This is a genomic window from Ruegeria sp. N11 (assembly GCF_056531525.1).
Genome location: NZ_JBQFLX010000001.1, coordinates 189,809 through 202,785 on the forward strand (window position 1 = coordinate 189,809; position 12,977 = coordinate 202,785).

The 12,977-nt window shown below is 58.2% G+C and carries 13 protein-coding genes; 3 read left to right on the forward strand and 10 right to left on the reverse strand.

Annotated elements, in window-relative coordinates; all coding sequences use genetic code 11:
- The first annotated feature begins 60 nt into the window (after window positions 1-60).
- Window positions 61-1,428, forward strand: a complete 1,368-nt coding sequence (locus ACR0J8_RS00985) for an exonuclease domain-containing protein (RefSeq protein ID WP_171186117.1) — start codon at window positions 61-63, stop codon at window positions 1,426-1,428.
- A gap of 311 nt (window positions 1,429-1,739) precedes the next feature.
- Here the strand turns inward: ACR0J8_RS00985 and ACR0J8_RS00990 are convergent, their stop codons facing one another.
- The 9 genes from ACR0J8_RS00990 to ACR0J8_RS01030 form a co-directional block, all read right to left on the reverse strand.
- A complete protein-coding gene (locus tag ACR0J8_RS00990; protein ID WP_171186119.1) occupies window positions 1,740-1,937 on the reverse strand; it encodes a hypothetical protein in 198 nt (65 codons plus the stop codon).
- A gap of 376 nt (window positions 1,938-2,313) precedes the next feature.
- Window positions 2,314-3,534: a type II toxin-antitoxin system HipA family toxin gene (locus tag ACR0J8_RS00995; protein ID WP_171186121.1), complete on the reverse strand. Its 1,221-nt coding sequence runs from the start codon at window positions 3,532-3,534 to the stop codon at window positions 2,314-2,316.
- A complete protein-coding gene (locus tag ACR0J8_RS01000) occupies window positions 3,527-3,829 on the reverse strand; it encodes a helix-turn-helix transcriptional regulator (RefSeq protein WP_171186123.1) in 303 nt (100 codons plus the stop codon). Before ACR0J8_RS01000 ends, ACR0J8_RS00995 begins: the two co-directional genes overlap by 8 nt.
- A 235-nt stretch (window positions 3,830-4,064) precedes the next feature.
- The gene (locus tag ACR0J8_RS01005) at window positions 4,065-4,928 is read right to left on the reverse strand and encodes a hypothetical protein (RefSeq protein WP_171186125.1); all 864 of its coding nucleotides are present in this window, start codon (window positions 4,926-4,928) and stop codon (window positions 4,065-4,067) included.
- Window positions 4,929-5,293: 365 nt separating this feature from the next.
- The gene (locus tag ACR0J8_RS01010; protein ID WP_480525732.1) at window positions 5,294-5,815 is read right to left on the reverse strand and encodes a DUF2478 domain-containing protein; all 522 of its coding nucleotides are present in this window, start codon (window positions 5,813-5,815) and stop codon (window positions 5,294-5,296) included.
- Window positions 5,816-5,887: 72 nt separating this feature from the next.
- Window positions 5,888-6,553, reverse strand: a complete 666-nt coding sequence (locus ACR0J8_RS01015) for an NnrU family protein (RefSeq protein WP_480888722.1) — start codon at window positions 6,551-6,553, stop codon at window positions 5,888-5,890.
- A 106-nt stretch (window positions 6,554-6,659) separates the two neighbouring features.
- Window positions 6,660-8,723 carry an ABC transporter permease gene (locus tag ACR0J8_RS01020; protein ID WP_480525729.1) on the reverse strand — a complete coding sequence of 688 codons (2,064 nt, stop codon included), beginning with the start codon at window positions 8,721-8,723 and terminating at the stop codon, window positions 6,660-6,662.
- On the reverse strand, window positions 8,720-9,772 hold the full coding sequence (locus ACR0J8_RS01025; protein WP_170609983.1) for a betaine/proline/choline family ABC transporter ATP-binding protein: 1,053 nt from the start codon (window positions 9,770-9,772) through the stop codon (window positions 8,720-8,722). Before ACR0J8_RS01025 ends, ACR0J8_RS01020 begins: the two co-directional genes overlap by 4 nt.
- 9 nt (window positions 9,773-9,781) lie before the next feature.
- Window positions 9,782-10,732, reverse strand: a complete 951-nt coding sequence (locus ACR0J8_RS01030; protein WP_170609981.1) for an ABC transporter substrate-binding protein — start codon at window positions 10,730-10,732, stop codon at window positions 9,782-9,784.
- Window positions 10,733-11,146: 414 nt separating this feature from the next.
- Here ACR0J8_RS01030 and ACR0J8_RS01035 point away from each other — a divergent pair, with 414 nt between their 5' ends.
- Both ACR0J8_RS01035 and ACR0J8_RS01040 read left to right on the forward strand, forming a co-directional pair.
- The gene (locus ACR0J8_RS01035; RefSeq protein WP_480525739.1) at window positions 11,147-11,809 is read left to right on the forward strand and encodes a DNA-3-methyladenine glycosylase I; all 663 of its coding nucleotides are present in this window, start codon (window positions 11,147-11,149) and stop codon (window positions 11,807-11,809) included.
- 42 nt (window positions 11,810-11,851) lie between these two features.
- Entirely contained in the window at window positions 11,852-12,538 is a 687-nt protein-coding gene (locus ACR0J8_RS01040; RefSeq protein WP_170681977.1) for a hypothetical protein, read from the forward strand.
- A 6-nt stretch (window positions 12,539-12,544) separates the two neighbouring features.
- Here ACR0J8_RS01040 and ACR0J8_RS01045 read toward each other — a convergent pair whose 3' ends face one another.
- The gene (locus ACR0J8_RS01045; protein WP_480525726.1) at window positions 12,545-12,946 is read right to left on the reverse strand and encodes a c-type cytochrome; all 402 of its coding nucleotides are present in this window, start codon (window positions 12,944-12,946) and stop codon (window positions 12,545-12,547) included.
- Between the last annotated feature and the right edge of the window lie 31 nt (window positions 12,947-12,977).

The window sequence follows — 12,977 nt, forward strand, 5'->3', positions numbered from 1 at the left end:
TTCGTCGCTAAGGCCGGTAGGAATTGGACTTTGGCGGAATAAGGCAGGTAGTAGTCACGTATGTTTGCATTTTACGACCTTGAAACCACGGGGACATCACCCGCTTTCGACCAGCCCTTACAGTTTGCGGCGATCCTGACGGATGACGACTTCAACCAAGTTGAGCGCGTAGATATTCGCTGCAGGCTCGCGCCTCACATACTTCCAGCACCATGGGCACTCGCTGTTACGGGGATCTCACCAGATCAGCTGATGGACCCTAGCCTGCCATCCTGGTTTGAGTTTTCACATCAGATAAGTGATCTAATCAAACGCTGGGCTCCAGCGACATGGGCCGGATATAACACACTTGCCTTTGACGAAGAGTTCCTCAGGCAGTCATTCTATCAAAATCTTCATCCCAACTTGTATCAAACCCAGTTTGACAACAATGACCGCCTAGATCTCATGAAGGTGGTCTACGCAGTCCGGAATCGCCAGCCAGACGCCCTCGAATGGCCAATAGATGATCTTGGACGCGAAAGTTTCAAACTGGATCGTCTCGCTCCGGCAAACGGCTTTGCCAATCATGACGCCCACGATGCCCTCGGAGACGTAGAGGCAACGATCCATATCGCGTCACTCATTCGCAAGCGTGCCCCTGCCGTTTGGGATCAATGCTTGTTGAACCGCGACAAACACCACGTTGATCGGTTGCTGCAAAGCGGGCACCCCGTGTGCCTGATCGAACGATTTGGCGCGGCACCACCACGATCCTATTTCGGGGCTTACGCCGGCGCAAACCCGCAGAACAAGAACTCAATGGCGTTCCTCGACCTGGACCTCTGCGATGCGTCCATCATCGATGCCAATGATCGAGATCTTGCAAAAGCGGTCGCTGCATCACCCAAGCTGATACGGACGATTGCGATAAACAAAGTCCCGAACGTCTTTCCCGTGGCCAACCCGAGCGCTGCGCATAGTTCGCTTGCCCAGCTAGTTTCTGCGCACCCTGAATTTCAGAAACGAGTGGGGCTGGCTTTGGCCGATCGCTATGCGGATAAAGAGCCTTCCCAACACGTCGAACAGTTGATCTACGACGGCTTCTACAGCGCCGATGACAAGCGGGTCCTTGAGGATTTCGCTTCAGCCGACTGGCGTGACCGCTCTAGTCTTGTCGCTAACCTGAGCGACATCCGCCTGAAGCAACTGGGTATGCGGCTTATTTTCTCCAACGCCCCAGAGTTTGCGTCCATGAACTACCGAGCAGCGGCAAGCGCTGCGATCCGAGATCGCTGGTTGACCAACGAGCCATCCACGCCATGGATGACTAAGGCAACGGTAGCGGAACAGCTCCAAGAGATTGTTAGTGGTCAGGTGCTCGACCAGGATCGGATTTGTGCACTTCAAGACTTCTATCACGCACGAATCTCAGAAATTAGCGCATAGGTTTGCGCCAACGAGCACGGCGCTTCGCCTCGACCACCCCCTAATCTATTGTGTGGGTCTTGGCTCACCAGAAGCACTGTTGTGAATTGGCCCCAAAAACGAAACCTGTAGAGCGCCTATTGCGATCGAGCCAAAGCCCGGCTCATAGATTCAGATCACAACACACGCCTGGATTGGTGTAGATGTTTCCACACTCAATCGCCTTAGCTTTTTCCGTTATACATCGAAAATTTTGAGAGAAATCTGAAATGCAGCTAAGCGTTAACGCCCTTGCAAAAAGCCAGGGCGGGAAACCCGCCCTGGCGCTAAGGTCACTCAGTGACCGGATCTTCATCGCGGCGCGGGAAGGCGACCATTTCGACGTCGGGGAACATGCTGTGTTTGACGTTGATTGACGTGATGTTGCCGCTGTCATCGGTGTTGACGAAGAGGACGCCGCAGCGGTCCCAGAACTTCTTGCCGTCTTTTTCGCCGGATTTGACGTTCAGTTTCAGAGTTTGAGTAGCCATTTTTTGATTCTCACTTTGAGTGTTTCGATGAACATGACCAAAGCTGGCACCAAGGGGCTGTCAGCGAGAAACTTGCCTCGCGAGGAATGCGCTGGCGCAGGGGAATTTTCTTGTTGAAGCGGGGCTTGCCCCGCGTCGGACACGGCTGCCCGCTTATGTTCAGCAATCGGAAACACGGCGTTGAGGAACGGATTTGGCACTCAGAATTTAACTGGTCTCGTCAACCTGCTCCAAAAGGGCGCAGAAACTTCAAAGATCGCGGCGGCCACTATTCTCGACATCTTACGCTGCAGCGTAATTTTTCTAGATTTGCGCTTCAGCGTAAATTTCACACTGGTGTGTTGCTTTGTCCTCGAGAGGCGACAGCTGCCCCAGTTTACGCTCGCGCCAGATCCGCTTCCTCGTGCTCGAAGGCTGTCGTCATCTCTTTGATTTCCCTCTCCGGAGCCCCCAGTGCACGGGCGACGTCACGCCAAGAAATGGTCGCTTCGGCCACCTCTGCGATGATGCGATCGGCCTCGGCGCGCTCCAGAAGATAGGATTCATGTTGCGCGCGGTGCAGGGCGATACTGGCATCCGGGTTGTCGTCATCAACGTAGCTCTTGAGCACGCGTGGTTGGTTCGGCACAGGGTTGATGTCGTAGGCCGGTGAGAGGTGCCATCCGCCACGCCCACGCAGAAATCCGTGATTGCGCATATGGTCATCAAGGTTCGTCACGAGAATGGAGAAGGCGACCCGCCGGTATAGCTCTTCGCGGTCTTGGTCAGGCGTCACGCTTTCTGAGGTGATAATATCGGCCAAGTCCAAATAGCTGTAGTTTTCGCCATCCTTGCCGCCCAGCATCGCCATGGCGGAGATGAATGGGATCCTGCCGTCGTCGTTCCGGTCAAACCGATGGGACAAGAAAACCGGCTTATCGCCAGCCATTTCAAGCGTGTGATCCGAGACCGTGATTCCGGCGCGCCTTGCAAGCTCCAGTGCAATGGCTTCCCAGCGTTCCACGCAATGAGTGTCCGTCTCTTTCGGGAACTTGGCGACAGAAAGACGGCCGTGTTGGTCGAGTATGCTGGCCTTCGGGCGAGCACCCCCGAGGGAACTTCCCGGAGCAAACAGCATTTTGAGGTCCTCAGCGGTCTCCTCCCCGCGCAAAACGCGCTGAGACGCATGAAGCAAATCCCCGAGGCTCACGAGCGCAGGCACGCCGATGCCTTCGCGCGCTTGAAAGTCGCCATCAACCTTGAAGCGCAGCGCACCCAAACGGGTCTCGTCATTTACGCCAAGCAGGTAGTCGGTTTCTTGCAGCGTCCTCGGACGTCGCCCCTCGGCCTCTGCCAGGCGCCCCTCAAAGCGCCGCATGACTGTTCTGCCCCAAGTATCAGGGGCGGAATCCCCAAGCGGTGCAAGCATGTCCTGCCCAGCCTCAGGCACGAATTGCCCTGCAACGAGAGGCATGTCCGGCGAAAGCCCGAAGGCATTTTTATCGGCAAGCCAGTCGTCATGATAGGTAAAGGACACCCGCTCTCGGCCGCGCCCCGCTGTGCGGTGGAGCATGCCGACCTGTTTCAACCCTTTCCAGTCGATCCAGACCTCAACCATTTTTCAGTCTCGCGCGCTGCGGGAGGTCATCCAGGGCCATCTGCTCGCCAACCGGATCGTCGATATCCCCCCAACCCTTCAAAAGGCCGAGCGCCTGCAGTACTGCCACGTAAGTGCCGATCTTGACTGCAGGGTTCCCGCTTTCGATCTTGGCAATGGTCTGCCGCGTTGTGCCAGCGCGCTGCGCAACAATCTCAGCGGTCAGTTTGCGGCGCAGTCGCGCAACACGAATGTTTTCCCCAAGTGTCACGAGCTCTTTACGTGCCGCTCTGGGCATTTTGATCGGAACAGCCATAATGATATCTCCAAGCGACACTAAGAGGCCATATGTTACCCTGAGAAAACATTAATGTCAATTTTCGCCACTCAACCTGACGATCCAACGCCCCTGCTCGCACCACGGCTTATGTTATCTCATCATAACATTGGGAGCATTAAGGTTGCCATTACGAAACATGGCCTGGTTGCCTCACCGCACACATACAACGCGTCTGCTCGAACGAAACGATTGCGTTGCCTTCCTTCGAAAGTCATGCCTGCAACCCCGCAGCGCGAACCTGTTCGGGTGTCACCAGCTTCGACGCGATCAAGTCCTCGATCTGCCGGTTGGTGATATGGCGGCACAGGGGATGGCGCTCTTGGATCCATTCGGCGAGGCTCGCACGACCTTTGGCTTCGGCCTCTCGCGCCTTCTCGCGGTCGACCTGGATTTGGGCAAGCCCCTTCTCCCATCGGCGCATCTTGAACCAATTGTCCGAGAAGCAAACCTTGCTGCGCGTATAGCCTTCGCTTTCCTTGGCATAGGCTTTGACCGCCTGCAGAAGGTCATCGGGTGTCACTCCGGCCATCGCAGCCGCTGCGATCAAACGCAGACTGGTCCGCCGGTCTCGGATCCTGTCCTCGGGATAGGCCGCCAAGATCTTCTCAGTTTCAAGATCTTCAACCTCCTCCGCCGCCTCGCGCCTGCGCGTAGGTGGTTTATGGATGGTTTTAGGATGGTTTGGGGTCCACCGTGAACCCCGTACCCCGTTCACCGTGGACCCCGTACCGGGTTCAGGCTGGACGGGGTTCACAGTGACCCCCGTCTCAATATCGGGCTCGGCCGTGGGTTCGAGCGCGGCCACGCGCTCCAGAACGATGCGGTAAATGACAGTGTAGCCGTTCTTGCAATGCCGCCGCCCTGTCTCGATCAAAATGCCTTCGCGCAGGAAATCGATGATGGTGCGCTTCACAGTGCTCTCGCTGAGCTCAGTATGGCGCTGGATAGTCCCTTTCGAGCACCAGATGCCTGAACCGTCGTCGCTCGCCTTATCGGCCAGGAACATGATGATCTGCTTGCGCGCGGCGCTGCCAAAGCGGCGCTCGGCGCATTCGTTTGCGATGCGCCAGCTCATGATCTCACCGCCAATTGGGTTGAGGTCAAACCGGAAATGCCGTAGGTATTGGGACGGAAATATTCTTCTATGCCGTTGAGGTGGGTGGCCGCCCCCTCAGCGGTTTTTCTTTGCCCTTTCGCCAGAGCAAGAGCCTGTGAAAAACCGTTTACTTGGGCCTCGTAACCTATTGAAAAGTGACCCTGAACGAAACAAGTCCGTTTACAATTTTTCCCTTTTAAATCAACGAAATTTTCCGGATTGCAAATCCGTGTACACCGGTTCGATTCCGGTACTCGCCTCCATATCTTCCTGCGAACAATCGATAATCCTGACTGAGAACGTTGTCACGAGGGTTCAATGCCGTTGCAGCAAGAATGGCTGGCTCAGGCCGCTGTCGCGCGTTGGGCCGTTACCTGATTGAACCAGCTGACGATCTCTCGCAGGTCAGGTGTGATTTCCTCTGCGGCGCCTCCTGTGAACTCCTGAAATTTCTCGTTGTTCAGGCCGTTGACACCGACCAGAACGGGAATATCCCGCGCCAGGGCTTCAGCGATGACAGGGCGGAAGCCGCGGCCGTCCGCCTCGTGTTTGCCGAACTTATTGATAATCAGAAGCTGCGGATTGTCGTCCAGAGAAGCAGTTACATATCCAACGGCCTGCTCCAGCGCGGCCGGGTCAAGACGGCAACCGCGCGACTGGGTGCCCAGAGACTGGGAAATCCGAATGGTCTCACCCTCGGGCAACACCCGGACGTCCATATCGCATTTGCTGCTGTCCACACATTCGGTGTTGGTCTGAACCACACCAGCCAGTCGCGCGTCAGCGTTCAGAAGATGCTCGGCCACAGCGCTCAGCAGGCGGTCGGTTGCGCCGCGATCGGTGGTGGTGACATAGGCCAGGTACATTCAGAGACCCTCTTCGTACAAATACATGACATTCCAGATAGCACGCATGTCTTTGCTCGGCCACACCTCGCGTCAAGGCAGAGGGGAAAGGCCAATCACAGGTGTGTGCAGGTGAAGCAGAACCGCAAATACGGCAAGCGCGACAAGACCGGACCATTTGCCCGGCCATGGGCGCGGTGCGCGTAGCGAGAAGCGCGCGGTATTGCGCGACAGACGCGTCCATTCGATACCCATCGTCCGCGCCTTGCGGCGGTCGATCAGCGCCATACCCATCGCGGCGAAACCCGCGAATAGCCCGAAAAGGATGACATGGGACAGGCTGCCATTGGCCAGTAGGTGCGCGCCGGCCCACAACATCAACGCTGCCAAAACCGGATGGCGCGTTGTGCGCAGGATGCCCGGGTTCTCGGGGTCAAAGGCGCGGTGTCCCAGCCCTCCGAACGAAAACGGGTTCTGGATCGACAGCCCCACTATGGCCAGCCAGCAGGCAATTGGCATGATCAGCAAAGGTATCCAGCGAAAGAGCGCAAAAGGCGGTATGACTTCAACATACGGTGCCCGCGCGGCCGCGACGACAAGCCAGCCCAGCACCAGCAGGGACAAGGCGGAATAGGTCGCGAAATACCGCCTGCGCCCCATCGTTTCGATCAGCCTGCCACGCACGGCGGGACGTGCCGGGACAACGTGGGTCAGAAGGAAGGTGATCAGCGCTGCAAGGAAGAGGGCCCAACCGGTCATGATAAACTCCGAACATATTGCGCCCGGTTTTAGGCTGCGGCGCGGGGGTGGTCCTTGTCCGAAATCAAGTCGGGCGGAGGGGCAGATACGCTGCCCCTGCCCTTGTTCACAAGCCCAGTGCCTTGCGCCGTTCTTCGGCAAAGCCCTGCACCATGCGGTCGGCAATCAGCGCCAGGATGGCCATCGCGGCACCAGCCGAGATACCAAGCCCCACATCGGCCTGCCCAAGCGCCAGATAGATCGACTGGCCCAGGCCGGTCGTCCCGATCAGCGCCGCAATCACCAGCATGGCAAAGGCATAAAGGATGGTTTGGTTCAACCCCAGCAGGATGGTCGGCGCCGCGTAAGGCGCACGCACGTCACGCATGATCTGCCACTCGGTCGCGCCGCTTGAAATGGCGGCCTCCATCATCTCTTCCGGTGTATTGACTAGTCCGTGCCGCGTGTAACGGATCATCGGGACGATGGCATAGGCGCAGATCGCCAGAAAGGCAGAGAACTCGCCAATCTGAAACACCATCAGCACCGGGATCAGGAACACGAACAGCGGAATCGTCTGCAGCATGTCACAGATCGGGCGGACAATTTTCCACACCGGCTCCCATACCGCGCTGGCCAGACCGATCAGCCCGCCAACCACGGCGCAGGAAAACACCGCAGCACCGCTGAGGTAAAGCGACAGCAGCGCCCTTTCCCACAAGCCCGAGACGAGAATGGTGCAGAGCAGCCCCACCGATAGCGCCGCCAGACGCCAGCCGCCCGCAACCCAGCCTAGGGCGGCGGTTCCGGTCAGGACAAACGGCCACGGCAGGTTGGCAATGCCGGTTTCCAGCATGCCAATCAGGATCAGGACGACCAGCCCACCGGTCAGGTGCCCGCGCCACGCCATCAGCAGGGTGATACCAGCACCGGCGGCGAACAGGCCGTAACTCATCCCGGGCGTCCACTGGAACCCCCAGGTAAACGGCAGAACCGCCTGATCAAGACCGATCCGCAACGGCAACAGAACATAGAACAGCGAGTTGTTCTTGAGCGCATCCAGCCACGGTCCGTTCGCCTGCGTGAACGCCGTCAGACCACTGTCGACCGCTTCGGCCATGGGGTCCAGAAGCGTCAGTTCGGACGGATTCGGAAGCCATGCCCAAAAGGCGGCCGTGAACAGCACGGTAAAGCCCAGGACAGCCCAAACGACGCGTTGGTCATAACGTTTGCGCTCGGTCGCCAGAGTGCCGCTCATCCGGTCGATCACCACGGCGAAAACCACAATCACCAGACCGGCCAGCAGGGATTCACCGAATTGCGCCTTGCGCATGGTCAGCAGAACCTCCCAGCCGATATCGTTGAACCCGCCGATGACTGCGGCGATGATCACCATCGACAGCGCCGCCATCAGACATTGGTTCACACCAACCATGATCTGCGTCGCGGCGGCGGGGATTTCCACCTGAAACAGTTGCTGAAACCGGGTGCCGCCGGACATGATGGCAGCCTCTTTGATCTCGGGCTCGACCCTTTCGAGGCCCAGCATCACGTTTCGCGCCATCGGCGGCGCGGCGTAGATTGCCGAGGCGATTAGACCAACAACGGGGCCGAAACCAAAGAGCAGCAGCAGCGGCGTCAGATAGGCAAAAGTCGGCACAGTCTGCATCACGTCCAGCACCGCCTGCACAAAGGATTTCACCTTTGGCACCTCATTCGCGAGGATACCGATCGCTCCGCCAACGATCAGCGCGACCGGCACCGAGACAGCGACCAGCGCCAGGGTGTTCATGCTCTCGGCCCAGTAGCCTGAGGCCAGCACGAAGGTGAGGCCGAAGAACCCCAACGCCGCCATCGGCAAGCCGCCGAGATACCAGCCCAATGCCGTGACAAGACCAATGAGGATCGGCCACGGGGTATTGGCAAGCACATAGTTGGCCGCATTCATCGGATAGGTCATCAGATCGGAAAACAACCGCATGGCGGGTTTGATACCGTTCAGGAACCAGTCCAGGAGCGCGCCCACCCATTGGGTCGCAGGCAGTTCCCACGCGGTGGGCCATTTCACCAGCCACGGGGCGACGCCTTCCAGTGCAAGACACACGGCACCGACGATCACGGTGATCAGGGCCGCCTGCGCGCCTGCAGTCAGCCGCGCCTGCTGCGCAGGAATATCCGTAGCCGCGGTCATGTGTCATCCACCTGAAGCGCGGCAGCCAGATCCGACGGGTGGACACTGCCGACGATGTTGCCTGCCTCGTCACGCACAGGCACCGGTTCGTAGAGTTCCATGCAATGTGCAAGGGCGGCGTCCAGCGTCATCGCCGTGGTCAGGCCCGGATCATCCGGCCCACACTCACTTTCGCCTCCGCGCATGACCGAGGCGACCTTGGCGTGCTGGCCCTTGGCCACATCTTTCGAGAATTCGCGCACGTAATCGTCGACCGGACGCAGCACGATATCCGTGGGTGTTCCGATCTGAACGATCTTGCCATCGCGCATGATCGCTATCCGGTCGGCCAGCTTCAGCGCCTCTTGAATGTCGTGCGTGATGAAGACGATGGATTTCTTTAGCGTCGCCTGAATGCGCAGGAACTCATCCTGCAACTGGCGGCGGATAAGGGGGTCGAGGGCCGAAAACGGCTCGTCCAGAAACCAGATATCGGGATTCACGGCCAATGACCGTGCGATGCCAACACGCTGGCGCTGACCGCCCGAAAGCTGGCGTGGGAAACTGTCTTCGCGGCCTTCCAATCCGACCAGCGATATTACTTCCTGCGCGCGGGCCAGACGTTCCTTTTTGCCAACGCCCTGAACACGCAGCGGGTAGGCCACATTTTCGGCAACAGTCATGTGCGGGAACAGACCAAAATGCTGGAACACCATGCCCAGCTTCTTGCGGCGCAACTCGGTCAGCGTCTTCTTTGATGCGCCAATGACATTTTCGCCGTCCACATGGATTTCTCCGCCCGTTCCGGGCAGCAACTGCGAGATACACCGGATCAACGTGGACTTGCCCGACCCCGAAAGCCCCATGATGACGAAAAGCTCGCCCTCCTGGACTTCGAAATTCGCGTCCTGAACGGCCGGAATTAACCCGTTTTCGCGCAGATCGGCGGCGGCTTTTTCAGAGTCGTTCCCTGACCGAGACAGCGCGTCGGTCAGGGCTTTTTCAGCACCAGGGCCAAAGACCTGCCAGAGATTCCGGCAGGCAATGGCTGGCGTGTTTGCGTCAGTCACTTATGCGGCTCACTTGGTTGCCGCGTCGACGACCGGACGCCATTTGCCTTCATTCTCGGCCATCCATGCAGCGACAACTTCTTCGACCGAGCCGCCATCAACGTCGATCGCACCCATCATCGGCTGCTGGTCTTCGACCGCCAGTTGATAGTTGGTCAGGATCTCGTACGCAGCCGGCCATTTCTCCTCCATGCCGCTCCAACCGGCTTTGAAGATGCGCGAAGGCGAGAAGTCGCAATCATTCACCGCGTTCGGGTTCGGACCCCAGGCCGGATCGTTAAAGCAAGCCTCTTCGCCCGCAGGCAGGTCAACGAATTGCACGTCATAGGCCGACATCGCCCAGTGCGGCTGCCAGAATGTGATCAGCAGCGGCGACTTGCGTTCAGTCGAAGCGCGCAGTTCCGCGATCAGAGCACCTTCCGAGCCCGCAGGAACCGCTTTGAACGGCAGTTCAAGACCCGTCATACGATCCGCGCCGGGTGTACCCCAGTCCGCAGGATAGTCGACCAGACGCCCGCCGGGCAGTGTCTCGGCCGTGGCAAAGACCTGCGCGCAGTCTTTCAGCGCTTCCCAAGCAGGCAGGCCGGGGCACAGATCGGCCACATGGGCCGGGTATGCGATACCTTCTTTGGCATCCAGCCCAAGATCGCCGATTTCGACCACGGTGCCTTCGTCGATTTTCTTGGCATATTCGTCCGACACGTTGGACGACCAGATTTCCAGCGTTGCGTCGATGTCGCCATCGGCCAGCGCCTGGAACTGGTTCATCATGCCTGCCGTCACGTATTCAACGTTATATCCTGCGGCCTTCAGCATCTCGCCCGCGACATGCGTTGTAACGTGCTGACCGGTCCATTCGTTGATCGCCAGCTTGATCGGCTCGTCCACGGCGCCCATATCCGCCGCCTGTGCCGATCCCGCGACCGCAAGGGCCAAAAGGCTTACACTCAGTTTTTTCATGATTTTTCTCCCTGTCTTCTTTGTTTTGCCCACCCCGACGCGTTTTTACGCCGGCTGACTTGTCTGGTGACAATACCATGTCGCAACATGCACAAATTTAGCCGGAAAAGGAAAGTGAACACTGACACCAGAGCTAAGCTAATTTCACTTTTTTGGCGCGATTTCCCCCACCCGCTTTGCAACGCAATTGCAACGTCCTGGCTTGTTGCTGAGGTTTGCCAGGGCACCGGACATTGATTGACGAGTCAATCACAAACCCGAATCCCCTGTTTTGTCGAGCATTTCTTTGCAAAACCGTCTAAATTTCTGCATTTCGCAATAGTCGCGATCTATTGAATCCGGCCAACCGGGCGCAACTTGCCCCCTTGCCAGAAAGGAACAAAAAGGAAACACTAGCGCCGGAGGAACCGAATGATGCGCCATTTTGACGAAATCTACAGCATTGCCGCCGGCCGGCATGGAGGCCCCGACAGGCTGGAGGAAAAGCTGAGCAAACCCAAAAGCGCCGCTGAGCTGGCCGCCATGCCGGACGACCGTTGGTTGTCGACAATAACAAAGACCATTTTTCAGGCGGGATTCAGCTGGAAAGTCATCGAATCCAAGTGGGATGGGTTCGAAACGGCATTTGACGGATTTGATGTCGGGCGGTGCGCCTTCATGGACGACGAAAAGTTCGACAGCCTGCTGCAGGACACGCGTATCGTGCGCAACGGAACAAAGATCGCCGCCGTGCGGGACAACGCCGCGTTTCTGCTGGAACTGCGTGAAGAAGGCGGAGCGGGTCAGGTACTGGGCGGCTGGCCTTCGTACGACTACATTGGCCTGCTGGCCATGCTGGCCAAACGCGGGGCGCGCCTTGGAGGGGCTTCGGCTCAATATGCAATGCGGTTTGCCGGGCGTGACAGTTTCATATTGTCACAGGACGTCACCGCACGGCTGATCGCCGAGGGCATCATTGATAAGCCCGCTACGTCGAAAAAGGCAATGGCCGCAGTACAGCAGGCTTTCAACACATGGATGGAGCAATCCGGACGGTCGTTGACAGAAATCAGCCGTGTTCTGGCGATGAGCCTCTAAAATCACCTTGCAGGCGGAATGCGTCGTACTAGGCTGCAAGGCATGATCACTCGCGTTATGCTAGTCGCCCTGTTTCTACTTGCGTCCTGCAGCCGCCCGCTGACAGAGACCGAACGCGCGTTTACCGATACCATTCAGGGCAAAAGCCTGAACATTGATCGCGTCCGACTTGTCGATGGCGCGCCCGTGCTGCCCATTACATACTACCGCGAGTCGCGACCGCGTCTGGCCTGCCGGGATCGCATTCTGCCACCGGCCGAAGAGGGGCTTGTCACCAGCACCCCTGCCGCAGTGGCCCTGTTCAACCGGGTCTATTTCTCGCGTGACTGGTATCTTGAGAATTACATGTCCGGATTTCCGGACGAAATGAACCTGATTGCCGCGATGCTGCTGGCGCATGAATTGACCCATGTCTGGCAGTGGCAAAACCGCGAAACCACCGGGTATCATCCATTACGCGCAGCGGCAGAACATGGCGGACGCAAGGATCCCTATTTGTTCGACCTCGCAACTTCGCCTGACTTTCTTTCTTACGGATTCGAACAACAGGGCGCGATCGTCGAGGAATATGTATGCTGCCGGGCGCTGGATCCCCAGGCGGCCCGCACGCAGCGTCTGCACGACATGCTGGGTGTGCACTTTGACCTGTCACCGCTGCCCGAGAAGGGGCGCGAGCGCGACGTCGCCCTGCCGTGGCGGGGCGCGGAAATCAACGGCATTTGCAGCTGATCACCGTCACTTTTGCAGCGTTTCCAGATAGGCGACCAAATCGACAATCGGCTGGCTCGTCAGAATAGGCTGACCATCATGCGTTTTGATGGCCGTGTCCTGCCCTTCGAAGAACGGCCCATACACAGGCATCGGGCTGCCGTGCGAGACCAGAGGATCGCGCCCGTCGATCCGTGCCACAACTCTTGCCCGTGGAAACACACCATTGGCATCCGCCAATTGGGTCAGGTCAGTGGGCTGAATGACCAAGACACCAGCCATCGGACCCTGACCCGTTGCTTCGATCCCGTGACAGGTGGCGCAGTGGCGCAGGTACAAATGGCTACCATTTTCGGCATCCTGCGCTGGCGCTTGGGACGCCAGAAAGACGGCTGTCAGAAATGTGACCCGGGCGGCGGACATTCTCATCGTAGTCTCCTGTCAGGATTGGCAATTGCAG